Annotated in this window: 17 protein-coding genes and 1 pseudogene; 8 read left to right on the top strand and 10 right to left on the bottom strand. The window is 46.7% G+C overall.

Translation table 11 applies throughout. The annotated features are described in order from the left end of the window. Positions 1 to 74: 74 nt before the first annotated feature. The gene (locus tag ACUHGC_RS09590) at positions 75 to 761 is read right to left on the bottom strand and encodes a DUF4405 domain-containing protein (protein ID WP_446833107.1); all 687 of its coding nucleotides are present in this window, start codon (positions 759 to 761) and stop codon (positions 75 to 77) included. 2 nt (positions 762 to 763) lie between these two features. Continuing rightward, positions 764 to 1,387 carry a flavodoxin gene (locus ACUHGC_RS09585; RefSeq protein WP_446833106.1) on the bottom strand — a complete coding sequence of 208 codons (624 nt, stop codon included), beginning with the start codon at positions 1,385 to 1,387 and terminating at the stop codon, positions 764 to 766. A gap of 214 nt (positions 1,388 to 1,601) precedes the next feature. Between ACUHGC_RS09585 and ACUHGC_RS09580 the strand changes: the two genes are divergently transcribed. Further along, a complete protein-coding gene (locus ACUHGC_RS09580; RefSeq protein ID WP_446833105.1) occupies positions 1,602 to 2,063 on the top strand; it encodes an N-acetyltransferase family protein in 462 nt (153 codons plus the stop codon). 28 nt (positions 2,064 to 2,091) lie between these two features. Here the strand turns inward: ACUHGC_RS09580 and ACUHGC_RS09575 are convergent, their stop codons facing one another. The 4 genes and pseudogenes from ACUHGC_RS09575 to ACUHGC_RS09560 all read right to left on the bottom strand — a co-directional run bounded on the left by ACUHGC_RS09575 (position 2,092) and on the right by ACUHGC_RS09560 (position 6,429). Continuing rightward, positions 2,092 to 3,999 (bottom strand): CocE/NonD family hydrolase, encoded by a 1,908-nt coding sequence (locus ACUHGC_RS09575; protein WP_446833104.1) that lies wholly within the window; start codon positions 3,997 to 3,999, stop codon positions 2,092 to 2,094. A gap of 29 nt (positions 4,000 to 4,028) precedes the next feature. Beyond that, positions 4,029 to 4,481 carry a nuclear transport factor 2 family protein gene (locus ACUHGC_RS09570; RefSeq protein ID WP_446833103.1) on the bottom strand — a complete coding sequence of 151 codons (453 nt, stop codon included), beginning with the start codon at positions 4,479 to 4,481 and terminating at the stop codon, positions 4,029 to 4,031. 234 nt (positions 4,482 to 4,715) lie between these two features. After that, positions 4,716 to 4,907, bottom strand: a complete 192-nt coding sequence (locus ACUHGC_RS09565) for a LysR substrate-binding domain-containing protein (RefSeq protein WP_446833102.1) — start codon at positions 4,905 to 4,907, stop codon at positions 4,716 to 4,718. A 537-nt stretch (positions 4,908 to 5,444) separates the two neighbouring features. Next, a pseudogene (locus ACUHGC_RS09560) lies at positions 5,445 to 6,429 on the bottom strand (NAD(P)H-dependent flavin oxidoreductase). A 106-nt stretch (positions 6,430 to 6,535) separates the two neighbouring features. Here ACUHGC_RS09560 and ACUHGC_RS09555 point away from each other — a divergent pair. The 3 genes from ACUHGC_RS09555 to ACUHGC_RS09545 all read left to right on the top strand — a co-directional run bounded on the left by ACUHGC_RS09555 (position 6,536) and on the right by ACUHGC_RS09545 (position 8,879). Further along, positions 6,536 to 7,432 (top strand): LysR family transcriptional regulator, encoded by an 897-nt coding sequence (locus tag ACUHGC_RS09555; RefSeq protein ID WP_446833101.1) that lies wholly within the window; start codon positions 6,536 to 6,538, stop codon positions 7,430 to 7,432. A 119-nt stretch (positions 7,433 to 7,551) separates the two neighbouring features. Further along, positions 7,552 to 8,031, top strand: coding sequence for a MarR family winged helix-turn-helix transcriptional regulator (locus ACUHGC_RS09550; RefSeq protein WP_446833100.1), 480 nt, complete (start codon positions 7,552 to 7,554; stop codon positions 8,029 to 8,031). Further along, a complete protein-coding gene (locus ACUHGC_RS09545; RefSeq protein ID WP_446833099.1) occupies positions 8,016 to 8,879 on the top strand; it encodes an ABC transporter six-transmembrane domain-containing protein in 864 nt (287 codons plus the stop codon). The genes ACUHGC_RS09550 and ACUHGC_RS09545 overlap by 16 nt, the downstream gene beginning before the upstream one ends. Positions 8,880 to 8,924: 45 nt before the next feature. Here the strand turns inward: ACUHGC_RS09545 and ACUHGC_RS09540 are convergent, their stop codons facing one another. Continuing rightward, the gene (locus ACUHGC_RS09540; RefSeq protein WP_446833098.1) at positions 8,925 to 9,488 is read right to left on the bottom strand and encodes a TetR/AcrR family transcriptional regulator; all 564 of its coding nucleotides are present in this window, start codon (positions 9,486 to 9,488) and stop codon (positions 8,925 to 8,927) included. Positions 9,489 to 9,670: 182 nt separating this feature from the next. Between ACUHGC_RS09540 and ACUHGC_RS09535 the strand changes: the two genes are divergently transcribed. Both ACUHGC_RS09535 and ACUHGC_RS09530 read left to right on the top strand, forming a co-directional pair. Next, entirely contained in the window at positions 9,671 to 10,264 is a 594-nt protein-coding gene (locus ACUHGC_RS09535; protein ID WP_446833097.1) for a serine hydrolase domain-containing protein, read from the top strand. Then, positions 10,162 to 10,845 (top strand): serine hydrolase domain-containing protein, encoded by a 684-nt coding sequence (locus ACUHGC_RS09530; protein ID WP_446834884.1) that lies wholly within the window; start codon positions 10,162 to 10,164, stop codon positions 10,843 to 10,845. The genes ACUHGC_RS09535 and ACUHGC_RS09530 overlap by 103 nt, the downstream gene beginning before the upstream one ends. Before the next feature lie 72 nt (positions 10,846 to 10,917). Here the strand turns inward: ACUHGC_RS09530 and ACUHGC_RS09525 are convergent, their stop codons facing one another. Beyond that, entirely contained in the window at positions 10,918 to 11,799 is an 882-nt protein-coding gene (locus ACUHGC_RS09525; protein WP_446833096.1) for a LysR family transcriptional regulator, read from the bottom strand. Positions 11,800 to 11,930: 131 nt separating this feature from the next. Between ACUHGC_RS09525 and ACUHGC_RS09520 the strand changes: the two genes are divergently transcribed. Together ACUHGC_RS09520 and ACUHGC_RS09515 are read left to right on the top strand one after the other, a co-directional pair. Continuing rightward, positions 11,931 to 13,040 carry an alpha/beta hydrolase gene (locus tag ACUHGC_RS09520; RefSeq protein WP_446833095.1) on the top strand — a complete coding sequence of 370 codons (1,110 nt, stop codon included), beginning with the start codon at positions 11,931 to 11,933 and terminating at the stop codon, positions 13,038 to 13,040. A 91-nt stretch (positions 13,041 to 13,131) separates the two neighbouring features. Next, entirely contained in the window at positions 13,132 to 13,680 is a 549-nt protein-coding gene (locus ACUHGC_RS09515) for a DapH/DapD/GlmU-related protein (protein ID WP_446833094.1), read from the top strand. Positions 13,681 to 13,796: 116 nt separating this feature from the next. Here the strand turns inward: ACUHGC_RS09515 and ACUHGC_RS09510 are convergent, their stop codons facing one another. Together ACUHGC_RS09510 and ACUHGC_RS09505 are read right to left on the bottom strand one after the other, a co-directional pair. Then, positions 13,797 to 14,012, bottom strand: a complete 216-nt coding sequence (locus ACUHGC_RS09510; RefSeq protein ID WP_446833093.1) for a hypothetical protein — start codon at positions 14,010 to 14,012, stop codon at positions 13,797 to 13,799. Positions 14,013 to 14,115: 103 nt separating this feature from the next. Further along, entirely contained in the window at positions 14,116 to 14,619 is a 504-nt protein-coding gene (locus ACUHGC_RS09505; protein ID WP_446833092.1) for a DUF3841 domain-containing protein, read from the bottom strand. Between the last annotated feature and the right edge of the window lie 279 nt (positions 14,620 to 14,898).

Below are 14,898 nucleotides of genomic sequence, written 5' to 3'. Positions count from 1 at the left end.
TGCATTTGGTTTTATAACGCCGTAGCACTGCATATATTTTTGACAAACCGATCGGCAAAGTGCGGTATCAACGGTTAAGACCGCACTTGTATGTTTCTGAAAAAGCATAGCCAAACGAGAATACGCGTGGAGTAGGCAAAGCTGATCAGCATGGCTAAAAAATCGAGATAAAACCGCCAGAGGCTTTCGCTGTGATCAAAAAATGCAAAATCCACCTGATTAATCAGATAGGGAAACAAATCTCGCTGCAGAAATGCGGCAAAGCCGTACAGCGAGATGCCAAGCCAGAATGTGGGCAGAACAAAGCGAGCAAAAACCGAGCCGAGATCCACGCCAAAAATCGGTGCTAACAGCGTTGATAGTGCTTTCCAATGCAAACCCAGATGAACGGCGATCACAATTTGAATCCAGTGCACGCTGAGCATATGAATTTTACGCATCAAATCGCTGGTGCTGTGGAAGCTGAATTCGGCAAAAATATGCTTGGAAAGCATTATTCCGCTGATTGTGGCGGCAATAAATAACAACAATAAAATGGCGTTAAGTGCGGTTTGCAGCACGTGATAAGCCGAATAATTGCCGTGAAATAAACGCTTAAACCACCAAAAATTAAGCCCGTTATGGCTACAGATCAACAGCAGAAACGCCAGTCCGAGCCATTCGTGAATCGGCTCGGCAAACAGGTGGTAGCCCATTAAAGAGAGCAAAAGTGCGGTCAGCAGCAGATCTTGCAGCAGCTGAAAGGCATACTTTTTCGGCATACTTAATATCCTAATCGGCTTAACCAATCAGCTAGGCGGGTTTCCACCGCTTGATCGGCTCGGGTGCTTTTATGCAAATAGGCTTCAAACCCTTCCTGCACATCGGCATTCGGTTGCATTTGGCGGATTTCTGCGCCACTGCCGCTAAAACGGCTGCCGCCATGTGCAACAAACAGAATCACTTTTTTGTCGCTTAAATCGGTCTGTTCAAAAAAGGAATACAGCGGCATCGGCATTTTGTACCACCAAATCGGAAAGCCGATAAATACCGTGTCATAATTGTTTAAATCCGGTAACGATTTTAATGCCGGTTTAGTGTTGCGGCGTTGTTCGGCTTGCGCAAAATCCAGCAGCGGCTGGTGGGTGTCGGGATAGCTTTGCACGGTCTCAAGATGAAACAGATCGCCTTGTGTCTGTTGCTGGATCTGCTGTGCCAGATATTCTGTTGCCCCCAAACGCTGTTGGTTTTTGATGATCACACTGGCGCCGCTCACGCCGTCAAGTTGCTCTGTCGGCACACTTTCCGGCTGAGTGAAATAAATGATCAGGTTATCCGCTTTTGCCATCGCTTGCTGGGCGCCAAATAGCGACAGTGTGCAAATCAATAGTTTATTCAATGTTTTCATCTTCGATTCCTTGTGTGGTTGCATGAAAGAGAGTCAAACTGATTATAAAAGGCAAATTCACTGCTGATTAGTCGGCAATTTATGATTAATGTTATGAGATTTATTCATGAATCACAGGCAAAGTGCGGTCAACTTTCGAAAAGTTATTTTACTTGACTTCATTTGACAGGCGATTAAATTGGGTTTTATTTATTTTTGATAATGGGAAATTACAATGTCTATTCAAATCCGTAAAGCAGAACGAGCCGACAGCAGGCAAATTTGGCGTTTGATGCGTGAACTGGCAATATTTGAAAAATATATCGACAGCTTTGCGATCACGCCTGAGATTGTCGAACACAGTGGTTTCGACAAGAATCCGCCTGATTTTCACTGCCTTGTTGCTGCCGATCAAGGCGAAGTGATCGGGATTGCCGTTTATTATTTTCTGCCGTTCACCGCACAAAACCGTCCGGCGGTTTATTTAAAAGAGTTGTATGTCGATCAGCGCTATCGCGGGCAGCACATCGGCGAACAGTTGATGCAGGCGTTGAAACAACAGGCACAGCAGCACAACTGCCTACAAATCAAATGGACGGTTGCGCCGTGGAACGATGCCGGTAAACGCTTTTATGCCCGCTTGGGCGCAGCGCAAAACAGTGAATGGCTGAATTATGAATGGAATATCGGGGAGTAGTGTTCCCCGATTTTTGATGCCTTGCCGGTTACCATACTAGCGGATGCGTAATGGAGGTGTCCATTGGCAATAAGTTATCAATCGCCGGATTATCACCTTGCCGTTCGCCGATTTCCAAACGTCTTGCACCTTCATTCCATGGTAAGGCAAGTTTACCAGACCGCACTTCGGGCTGTGCTTGGTAGTCTAGCTGCGGTAGATTCAGACTTAACGGCGTATCTGTACCATATAAAAGGGTATATGTGCCGCCCGGAACAGTTTGTTGTTGCGTTGCGGTCAAACGACAAGGTTCGATGTCGTTTTTCGGCGGTGCGCCTTCAACCGGGCACAGTTCTGTCGGTGTTTGGCTTGTTAATTCAAACCGCAAACGGTGCTCCGGCTGTATTCCCCATTGACGAGTATTCATTGATAAATCAAAGCGATAGGTTTGGTTTGGTTCTAAGTAAGCATCCTGCTCAAATGTTTGCCACGGATAAGTGACAGTGCCGTTTGCATCTTTCCATGATTTTTCCTCATCAATAGCCCGTAAACTGCCCACTAATGCCCCTCGTGTGATAAGCTGCTGCGAACCATCCGGTGCAACATCGTATAAATGCCCGATTAAGATCAGATTACTGTTGCTTGATTGTGCATAAATCGTTGCACTAATCGCACCGGAAAGGGTTGCACCCTTGGCAAACGGCTCGGTGGTGTAACTGATTTTGCCGTTGCTGTCTGCCGGTTGGGCATATGCCAACGTATCGTTACCGTGAGTTTGTTCAAGCGTCAGTCCGCCTTGCGAACCGAGTTTCCAGCGTGTTGCGTTGATTTCCGGATAGCCGGTTAAATTGATCCAGCGGTTTGATCCTTGTTCAAATAAGTGCATCGGCGTTTTACTGTGTTGTAAGCCGGTATCTTCGCCTTTCACCCAAGTATCCAGCCATTGCAGATACAATCCCATATCCAGCCCTTGACCATGATCCCAACCGCCCATAATCAGTTGATAGCGTGGGCTGATCTGTTGGGCTGCGTTCATTGGAGCATACACCGAACGGTTGGCATAAGCGTTTTGAAGTGCGGTATAAGCACGCACTGCACCCATTTCTACCACGCCTTTCCAACCGGCGTTAAACATAATCGGCACGTTATTTTCAACGATATTATTGGCGAGCGTAGCTTGCCCGCGTTGCTTCCAAAAATTACCCTGATAGGCAATATCACCGCCGCTTTTCACCGATTGGGTCATCATGTTAAAAAAACGGCTCGAACTTGGCGTGTCGCCGACAAACTCTTTGCCTAAAGCGTCAAATAACCAAAAGGACATACTCGGCATTCCGCCGCTGAACCAAGATTGGCGAGCCATATTTTCCATGCCGGAGCAGGACGCAATCACCGCTTTCAATGCGGAATTTTTACCAACGTAGCCGGCGTCATTAATTGCAATGGCACCCGGCCATGAACAGCCCTGCAAGGCGACTCTGCCATCGGAATGTTCAAGTTGACTTGCCCATTCCACTAAATTTTTACCGTCTTGCCCCTCACGCGGCGATAAGAATTGCACTTCGCCTTCGGATTTGCCCAATCCTCTGGCACGCACTAATACTGAGATATAGCCATGTTCGGCAAAAAAAGTGTTAACCGGAATAGCCACCGCAAATTTTTCATACGGCATATGTTCAATCACAACCGGAAATTTGCCGGCAGCGCGTTTACCGGTGGTTAAATCTGTCGGATATGCCACGCTGGCATTTAATATAATGCCGTCATCCATTGTGATGTTGACGTTCTCTACAATTTCTACACCATACTGTGCGGCTTTGAGTTTCCATTTTCCATTCGGATATTCAACGGATTGCAGTGTCGTGAGATCGGGCTTTGCGGTATCTGCTGCGGCACCGAATGCCATGGACAGAGCAAAAATAAACGGTGCCAATTTAGACGGTAAATTCTGTTTCATGTATTTTCCTTTATCGAATAATTACAACGTTATGCGGCAGTGCCTAACTCACGATGTTCACTAATCATAAAATTGGCAATCCGTTTGCTGATCAGCCATTGTCCGTCAATTTTGCGGTAAGTATCGTTATAGCGTACATAATGCGTGAGCAACATTTCTTTGTCGCCTTGTCGGCTGACTAACGCCACTTGGCAATAGTTGATTGCGGTTGCGTTGTGCCTGCCTTGAAATTCAACGCTGTGCTGTCCGTTAAGATGATAGACGGCGTGAAACGGTGCAAGATAATTGGTAAATACTTCCTCAATTTGAGCGTGTCCCGCCATTTCAAACACCAATTTTCCACCGATAAAGGTGTTCACCACCGCATCTTCGGTAAACAGCGGCATTTGCTCCGCCACACGTTTTTCATCGGCAAGATTGGAAAAGGTATCGACCAGATCTTTTAAGGCTTGGCGTTCAATCAATTGTTCTACGGTGTTCATATCGGTTTCCTTGTTGTAGTGTTCGGTTGTATTACGTTTGTTTGATGCACGGATTATAGGGAAACCGGATTGTTTGATAAATAGGGGTGTTTTTATTAAAGTAATGAATTTTATTCATGAATTGATGAGGAGAGTATTTGATACGTGTTTACAGTGCTTTTCTGTTATTACCGCAGGTGGAATAGGGAAGTGCGGGTGTTGTCAAGATCTAAACCGATAGCAATAAGCATTGAATTAATCCAATCCATTTATCTCTTGCACCGTTTCAATCATCCAATCCACAAACACCCGCACTTGCGGGGCGAGGTATTGCCGATTCGGATACATGATAGACAGCGGTAGGCTGATACTTTCAACTTCCGTCAACAGCTGCACCAGTGAGCCGTCTGCCAGTGCTTGTTTCACCAAAATGGCGGGCACTTGCATCAATCAAGCTCATGCGGTTTAACACACAGGCGAGCATGGCTTCGGCGTTGTTTGCCATGATGTGGCTGGGCAACACAAGGCTTTTGGGTTCGTCCGCCTGCACAAATTGCCATGCTGCGGGGCTGTGTTTTTGCCCCGCAAAGTAGTTGATTGCCGTGTGTCGGCTCAGGCTTTTTAGGGAATTTGGCACGCCGTTTTGTTGCAGATATTGCGGTGAGGCACAGACAATCAATACGAACCGTTTTACGCTTATTATCCAAGCAGAAAGCACCATTCACGGGCGTTTGAGTTGGTGTAGGGTGTGAATGAATAAAAGCCGTCTGAAAATGAGTTTTCAGACGGCCTATCATTTTAAAGTGCGGTTAAAACACCGATTTCCATAAAAGCGTTAAATCAAACTTAACACAAACCACCGCCGGGATTGTCATAAGCCCAGCTGAACAGCAAAACAGATATAAAAGAAAGCACCATTCACGAGCGTTTAAGATGAATGGTGTCTTAAGGTCAGAAAGAGAATACAAAAACCTGTGCAAGTCTCTAAGCTGCTTTCACAGCCTTATCCACCACCACAAAATCCTGCATCAAATCTTCCACCACATCTTTTACCGAGCGAATTATAACCCTCATCGGCACGACCTTCTTCCAACATACCCAGACGCATGCCATAGCCGCCTTTTTGGGCTTCGGCAAGCTCATCACGCGTAGCACCATTGTTGTCCATCGCCACCAATTCATGTGCCAGTTTGGTTGGCAAAGAGCGGTAATACGCAGGTTGGGTGCGAAACAGCAATAAATCTTGTGCAGTACTGTCCACAATTTGCTGTTTTACACTTTGTGCCATACGATTTTCAATGGTTGGTAATAATACTGTGCCCACAAACACGCCTTCTGCTCCCAAAGCAAAACTGGCACGCACGCCACGCACATCAGCAATACCCCCTGCCGCCATCACGGGAACGCTCACTGCATCAGCGATTTGTGGCACGATTGAGAATGTGCCAATTACTTTATCAGGCACTGTGCCGCCTTCATCAAAGCCTGTTGCCACCATGATATCTGCACCCAATTTTTCAGCTTCTTGGGCATTTTCAGGGGTGGGATTTAGTGCACGGAAAATGGTTTTTACCCCTGCCGCTTTGAATTTCGCCATAAACGGGGCGTAATCAACGCCGTCTAGCTGATTGATTAACGCCACTTGCACGCCTTCTTCGATAATCAAATCGGTCAAAGGCATCATGGTAGATAAATCGTAAGACAAAATAATCGGCAAGCCGAAAGGCTTGTTGGTTAAAGCTTTAGTTTTTCGCACTTCTTCACGCATGGCGCGATACAGGTCTTCATTGCTTTTCGGCGCTTTCAGCAAGCCTGCATTCGGGCCCAAAATGCCCAATCCGCCTGCGTTAGATACGCTTGCTACAAATTTTGCATCGGTCATCCAGCTCATTGCACCTTGTACGATGGGGTATTTGATGCCTAAGATTTCAGTAATACGGTTGTGTGCTTTATTGATTGTAATGTTCATGGTGCTTTTCCTACAAAGGTCAATGGATTGAGTGCATTTTAAGACTTTGAAAAATAGAATGGAATGGCTTAAAATGAAAATCTAATTTCCAAATATGAGAATCAAAATGTCAAATATGGATTTAAACGCCGTCCGCCTCTTTGTCGCCACCGTTCAGACAGGCAGTTTATCCAAGGCAAGCCAGCAGCTTGATGTGCCGATTGCCACCATCAGTAGGCAAATCAAGCTGTTAGAAAAATCGCTAAATATGCAACTGCTTGACCGCCACAAAACAGGCGTGAAACCCACCGCGGCTGGGCAGCAGTTTTATGAGCAGGTGTACTTGGATATTGATAATCTGCTGCACACCGAACGCAACCTACAAACCGATAAACAGACGCTCAGCGGCGTACTGCGTATTTCGACCATCCTTGGGGCAGATTATATTTGGGAAATATTGCTGGCTTTTCAACAACAATTTCCTGATGTGCAAGTGTATGTGCAAGCCACCGATCGGGTGGTGGATTTGGTGGCTGATGGCATTGATGTGGCATTTCGTACGGGAGATTTACAGACGGATAACGTCATCGCCATGCCTTTAATGACGGTGTGCGGGGCGTGGGTGGCAAGTACAGACTTTATCGCCAAGTTTGGCGAACCAAAAACCCCACAGGATTTATTAAACCTACCCTGTGCAGGCTTTGGGCGTTTGGGGCAAAAAAGCGTGCCGTTTGCATGGCGGGATTTATCAAATGAAAAAGGTAAAAACGGCTCGCTGAATGTGTCGTGCGTGTTTTTATCCAATGACAATTCTGCCGTGATACACCTTGCCAAAGCAGGCAAAGCCGTGTGTTTGATTGTCGACTACACCGCCCACAAGCTGATTGAAACAGGGAAAGTGGTGCAGGTGCTGGCAGATTACCCCTCCGCCACGATTTACACCGTGAACGCCCTGTATCTGCCGCACCGTCACCAATCGGCAGTGGTGAAGGCGTTTATTGCGTTTTTGAAGGAGCAGGTTTGAAAAGACCTTCTAAAAAACCTGTCTGAAAATAATCCTTCAGACGGCCTTTACATTAAGTCCTAAATTTGACTATAATTTCACATAGTCAAATTTAGGACTTTTTTATTCAAGGCAGAACCATGTACAACTTAGACCAATTAGGCAAAAAAATCGGTGCCATTGACAATTTGGTTGATGAAAGCATCAAACAAACGGGGCTGACCTACAGCAGCTATGCTTTGCTGTATTCGCTGGCGGCTGCGGCAAACGGGCAGGCGACGCAGAAGCAGATTGCGGATGAATGGCTGTTGCCGAAGCAGACCATTTTCAATGTATGCAAAGAATACAAGCAAAAAGGCTGGCTGGAATTTTTGGAAAGTCCGCTGGATAAGCGGGAAAAAATCCTGCAACTGACCGCACTTGGGCAGGCAGAAACCGCTGCATTGCCGTTGCATTCGGCAGCGTTGAGCGAAAAAGTGTTTGCTGCATTCGGCGAAGAAAAATCGGCGTTGCTGTTTGATTTGTTGGGCGAATTTGCACAAGTGTTCGGTGAACAGCTTGGGCAGGTTGATTATGCAAATTTCATTCAGACAGGCAATACAGCATGTGGCAAACCTTAAAGCAACTCGGCGTGCTGCACCGCAAAAAACTGCTGGTTACCTTCACCATTGTGGCGCTGGAAAATATCCTGTTTCTGGTGTACCCGCTGCTCGGCAGCTTTGCCGTGAATGCGGTGATTGCGGGCAAGCCGTGGCAGGTGCTTTCGTATGCGGCGTTGGTGCTGGTGGTGTGGTCGGTGGGGGCGTTGCGCCGCAGCGTCGACACCCGCACCTTTGCCCGCATTTACAGCCAATTGGTGGTGCCGGTGATTGTCGGGCAACGCATTCGCAGGCAAACGCCGTCGGCAATTTCGGCGCGGGTGGCGTTGTCGCGCGAATTTGTCGATTTCTTTGAAATGCACCTGCCCACGGCGATTACTTCGTTGGTGTCGCTGATTGGGGCGAGCGTGATGCTGCTGATGCTGGAATTTTGGTCGGGCGTGTTGAGCGTGGTGATTTTGCTGTTTTTCAGCTGGCTGTTGCCAAGCTTTACCCGCATCGGCAACCGCCTCTATCAAGTGTTGAATAATCGTTTGGAATCCGACGTGCAACTCATCAGCGCCGCCTCGGAAGCCAGCCTGCGCAAGCATTACAGCTTTATCGCCGAGCTGCGGATTCTGATTTCCAACCGTGAAGCGGTGGGCTATCTGTGCATCGGCATCGCCGCCGCGATTTTGTTCGGCTTCACGCTGGTGTGGATTACCGTCAACGGCTACGGCTACGGCTACGGCTCCGCCGGGCATATTTATGCGCTAACGACTTACCTATGGATGTTCGCCATGAGCCTCGATGATGTGCCGCGGCTGGTGGAAACCTATTCCAATTTGCAGGATATTGCCAAACGGGTGGAGATTGACGGGGCGGGGTGAAAGGCGGAGGCCGTCTGAAAGCCGTTTCACGATTAAAGTGCGGTTTCAGACGGCTTTTGCCTCCAACCTAACCAAGCTCATCATTTCTTCTAATTCTTGAAACAGCCCTTCTCCCAGCAGCGGCAATCCCTGCTCAAAATAATACGTCATTGATGCCAGCACCAATGTCGCCGCCATTTCGCCTTGATAGTCAAAGTCCCTGACTTTTGCATCGTTTTCTGTGTGTGCGTTGGCATGGCGGATGAACTGCTGCTTAATCATCTGGTGCATATCCAAACGCAAATGGTGGCGTTTGGTGTGGACTTTCCATAGTGCGAGCAAAGTGCGGTGCTGTTCATAAAGCTTGGGGGTAGTGGTGCGGAGAAATTCAGACAGATTGTCGGTTGCCAAACGTTCATTCAAAAACTGCTGATAATCCGCCTTGAAATCGGCAATCATCTTGCCTGCCAAATCGCTTTTGCCCGAATAATATTTGTAAAACGTGGTGCGGTTGACCAATGCCAATTCCAAAATCTGCTGTACCGAAATTTTTTCAAACGGCATTTGTTGCAGCAGCTCGATAAAGGCGGTGCGTATGGTTTTGTGGGTTTTGACGACGCGTAAATCCATGTTTTTGCCTTAGGGTTTGCCCTTAAAAAATAATTGCTTTATTTTAGCATAATAAGCATACGATTTTTATTATTTGTATGTTTAAGTAGGTAATTTAAAGCAATTTTGGTGATTGTTTGGCTGGTGCTGTTTTTTGAAAATAAGCATCAGTTATTTATCATTCACCATTAGGAGAAACGCCCATGCTTGATTTCACCATCCACTCGGCAGAAACGGCACAAGTGTCCGCCAATGCCTTGAACGTGCTTAAAAATGCCGTGCAAAGCGATATTGACAGCGAGCGTATGTATGGCGGAGTGATGATTGTTGCCCGCTACGGCAAAATCGTGTTGCGTGAGACTTTCGGCACGACAGACGACAAGCGTGCGACCACGTTTGATGATATGTATCTGATGATGTCGGTCAGCAAATCGTTTACCGCACTCTTGACCTTGCAGACGGTTGAGCGGGGCTTATTTGGGCTAGATACCCGCATTGCCGAACGCCTGCCCGAATTTGCCGCACATGGCAAAGAAAACATCACGGTATTTCATTTGTTGACCCATCAGGCAGGTATGTTCGGTATGCTCATCATGCCAGACTTGTCGCCGAGCGATATGGGTAATATCGACGCTGTATTTGCCAAATGCCTGCCGATTTTGCAGCAGGCACCAAAGCCAGTTACAGCAGTTTTGTGGGCTACGGCATACTCGGCAAACTGCTCGAACACACCGACCCCAAAGGGCGACCGTTTGCACAAATCGCCCAAGAGGAATTGTTTGCTCCGTTGCAGATGAACAGCCGTTTTGGTGATATGCAGGACAATCCGCACCGTGTCGCCGTGAGCCATACGCCCAAAATGCGGACGCTTGGCGACGCACATGTGGGCAATTTGGATATGATTGAGCAGTTTTTGAATGGGATGGCAGGGGCGGACAGCATCTTGCCAGCAGGCAATGCGTTTGGCAATATTGATGATTTGTACCGCTTTGCTGAAAATCTGCGTCTAAACCGCATGGGGCAAGGTGTGCGATTGATTTCACCTGCTATGGCAAATTACGCCACGCAAAACCATTGCGGCGAAATGAATAATGTCATTTTTGAAGCCGAATGCGAAAAACTGCACCTCGCCCCTTTAAAAGCCCATTTCGGTTTGCATGGCGGTTATGTGCGTGGGCACGGGCATTTGCTGAATGCGGCAGGCTTTACCGCAAGCCCGACGGCATTTTCTGGCATGGGCGGCGGCTCCACGTTTTATATGGTCGATCCCGAGCGTGGGCTGACGGTGGCATTTTTGAGTGCCGGATTTATCGAGGGCTTGCCACACCTGATTCGCACGGCAAAATTGAATGATTTGGCGATTGCCGCTTGTTTGTAAAGTCAATATTGTGCGTTAAAAAAGGCCGTCTGAAACGCTCTCGGACGGTCTAATTTTTAGAATAAACCCCACTCAAATCTTCAACGTATCCACCACCACACGCAGTGCAGGGGAAATATTGCGACTTGGATAATATAGATACAGAGCGGGCAATGAGGGGCTTTGCTGTTTAAAAATCTGTATCAGCTCGCCGCTGTTTAATTCATCTTTCACCAATTCTTTTGGCAGATAGGCAATGCCCAGCCCCATTTTTGCGGCGATTTTTGTCGGGTGGTCGTCATTCAAAATCCATTGCCCTCGGGGCGTGATTTCTATGGTTTCGTTGCCGTCACCCAGCTTCCATGAAAACAGCCCGCCACCGTTTAGCCTGTAAGCAATACATTGATGATTTTCCAAATCTTTTGGCGTTTTGGGAAAGCCGTTTTTTTGAAAATAATCAGGCGATGCCACCACTGCCATCGGCATCGGCTCGCTGATTTGCTTGGCAATCATGTCTTGTGCCACGTTGTCATCAAAGCGGATACCCGCATCAAAACCCTCCGCCACGATGTCGATAAAGCGGTTTTCGCTGATAAATTCCAACTGTATTTCGGGATATTGGGTACTAAAGTGTGCCAGCTTAGGCAAAAGCAAAGTATCTATCACGTGCAATCCGCAGTTGATACGCACCAGCCCCGACGGCGTGCTGCGGTAATGCTCGATGAGGCTGAGCTCATTATCCAGCCTTGCAAAGCTCGCTTGTGCGGTATAAAACAACTGCAAACCCGCTTGGGTGAGCGACACGCTGCGGGTGGTGCGGTGAAACAACTGCACACCCAGCCGCTGCTCTAACAGGCGTATGGTTTTGCTCAAAGCAGGAGGCGACACCGCCAATTTTGCCGCCGCTTTGGCAAAGCTTTTCGCTTCGGCCACCTGCAAAAAAGCATATAAGTCATTGTAATTTTCCCGCTTCATTATTAGCCCTAATCAATAACCTATGGTTAACAGTTTATGCTGATTTTAGCATATTATCATTCAATTATAAACTTTATATAATACAAACCTAACTTAGACATTCACATTCACCCATTCAAGAGGAATACTCCATGAAATTGAATCAATCCACATTCAAAAAAACCGCTGCCGCTTTATTTCTGGGGGCGGCATTAGCCAGTACAGGAGCAAACGCCATGACAAATAACACATCAGCCACCGTGATTGAAGTGCCTGCACAAACCATTCAACTCACCCAAGAATGGGACAAAATCTTTCCGAAAAGCGATAAAGTAACGCATCGCAAAGTGACCTTTAAAAACCGCTACGGCATTACGCTGGCGGCAGATTTGTATGTGCCGAAAAATGCACAGGGCAAACTGCCTGCGATTGCTGTAGCTGGAGCCTTTGGGGCGGTGAAAGAACAAGTTTCGGGCTTATACGCCCAAACTATGGCGGAACGGGGGTTTGTTACGCTGGCGTTTGACCCGTCCTATACGGGCGAAAGCTCAGGCTTGCCACGCAACATGCCTTCCGCTGAAATCAACACCGAAGATTTCAGTGCGGCGGTGGATTTTTTGGGTTCGCAAGATTTTGTGAACCGTGATGAAATCGGCATTTTGGGCATTTGCGGTTGGGGCGGATTTGCCTTAAACGCCGCCATCAGCGACACCCGCATTAAAGCCGTGGCGGTGAGCACCATGTATGACATGACCCGTGTGATGGCAAAAGGCTATAACGACAGCGTCGATGCAAACGCCCGCTACAACATGAAGCAAGAAATCAATAACGCCCGCTGGAATGCCGCCAAAAATGACTATGCCGATTTATTGCCCGCCAACAATCTGCGTGCCGAGCAATTCACCGCCGACACCCCGCAATTTATCAAAGAATACTCTGATTTTTACACCACCAAACGGGGCTTTCACCCACGTGCGGTGAATTCAAGCCCTGAAGGTTCATGGGCAAACACGGGGGCTTTGGCGTTGATTAATATGCCGATTTTGCAATACGCCGCCGAAATGCGAACCCCCACTCTTGTGGTGCATGGCGAAAATGCCCATTCCCGCTATTTCTCAGAAGACGCGTTTAAAGCCCTTGGCAGCAAAGATAAAGAGCTGTATATCGTGCCAAACGCTACCCACGTGGATTTGTATGACAACCAAGCAGGCAAAATTCCGTTTGATAAATTTGAGCAGTTTTTTAAGGCGAAACTCAACTGAAAGCACCTAAATACAGCGGATAAACACACTCAAGCCGCTGCATGCGTCAGGTTTTATTACTTATGCGAGGCGATAAAAGGAGCAAAAAGTAATGAGCATTGAATTTCCATTAAATCAGTTGATTAGCCCAGACAGTGAAATTTATGCCGAAATTCACCGCATTGTTCACGAAAATGCACCGCTCTTAGCCGAATTAAACAGCGGTTATCACAGTGCGGAAGAAGTGCGGTCGTTATTAAGCCGAATTACTGATAGCGAGATTGACGAGAGTTTTCATGCCAATCTGCCGCTGTATAGCGATTTTGGTCGGCATCTTCGTATCGGCAAAAATGTGTTTATCAACAGCGGGGTGATGTTTACCGATTTAGGCGGCATCACGCTGGAAGACAATGTATTAATCGGCCCGAGTGCCAATATCATCAGCGTCAATCACCCTCTGGAGCCGGCCAAACGGCGAGGCATTATATTAAGCCCCGTGCATATCGGTAAAAATGCGTGGATTGGTGCAAACGCCACCATTTTGCCCGGTGTGACCGTGGGCGAAAACGCTGTAATCGCCGCGGGGGCGGTGGTGACTAAAGACGTGCCGCCCAATACCGTGGTGGCCAGCGTACCTGCTAAAGTGATTGAAAGTATTTGAAAAATGGGCAAGCATAAACAGAAAAAGCCGTCTGAAACTCAAAATACGGTTTCAGACAGGCTTTGTAGGTGAAAAATCCCTAGAACTGCACTTGAGTATTTTTAATCGATAAAATATCAATCGCCAAAACCCTCTGACCACTCTAGCTGATTAATCTCATACTCAATAGCAGAAAAATTATCGGGATAATCCCTAAAGCCTTTTTGCGTTAAGGCGTATTGTTTGGCTTTTTCAACTTCGGCTAGGCTCGAAAAAACACCCAGGCATTTATTATTTTCACAGCCTAATAAATCAGTTCTAGCATGATAAAGAACATAAACGGAATTTGACATATATCACCTATTTTATTTATCGCAGTGGCAAGCTTGTATTGATAATAATCAACTTAAAAATAAAACTTGGTAAAACGATGTTTTAACACAAAAGAGCATTAACCTAATGTAGACACCCCAACCCAATACATTTATCAGCGGGCAATAAATCTAAATCAAAAATCCTAAGCCAGCTTTGCTGCTTTATCTGCTCAAATTCCGATGCACTCAGCTCATTTTCCAATCGTTCATGATAATCATATTCTGCATCATCCAGCGAAAAACAAAAGTTATTTAAAACCGCGTGCCAGCCATCAAAATCGCTAAGAAGCACTTGTTCCTCGGGTATCATAAACTCAATACGCACGCCACGCACACCTTTTTCTAGGTATCCGCCATACCTCAAATCGGGTTTAGATCTCTTATTACCTTGTGCCTGCTGCCACGCCCACACTGGAACATCAATCCCTGCCGGAGCAGGCGTTTTTTGAGCCAAATGGTAAGACATCCATTGATAAGCGTCTTTCCATTCTGGAAGAACAAATTGGCTGTCTGCGGTATAAAAACCCTGTTTTTCTAGCAAAATAAAATCGCTTTCAGGACGAACAGTCCACAATTTAAGACTCATAATATTCTCTTGTAATTTTCATTGGTATTTATATCAACAATCTATTTGCAATATTCCAAGCTGATATTATACAAAAAACACCATTCATACACATTTGAAATAAATGGTGTTATTAAAAAAGAAAGCAAGAGAAAATAAAACCCTTTGAAAGTCACTAAGCCCTAAACTGCTTTTACCGACTTATCCGCAAACCTATCCATAGCTATAAAACCCGGCATTAAATCCGCTTACTTCTTTTATGCTGCGAATTTCGGTAATGTGGGTGTTTCATGAAGTTTT

Source organism: Testudinibacter sp. P27/CKL/0425 (assembly GCF_052931395.1).
Note: the sequence above shows the minus strand (reverse complement) of the source record. Positions and strands in the feature narration are given on the sequence as shown.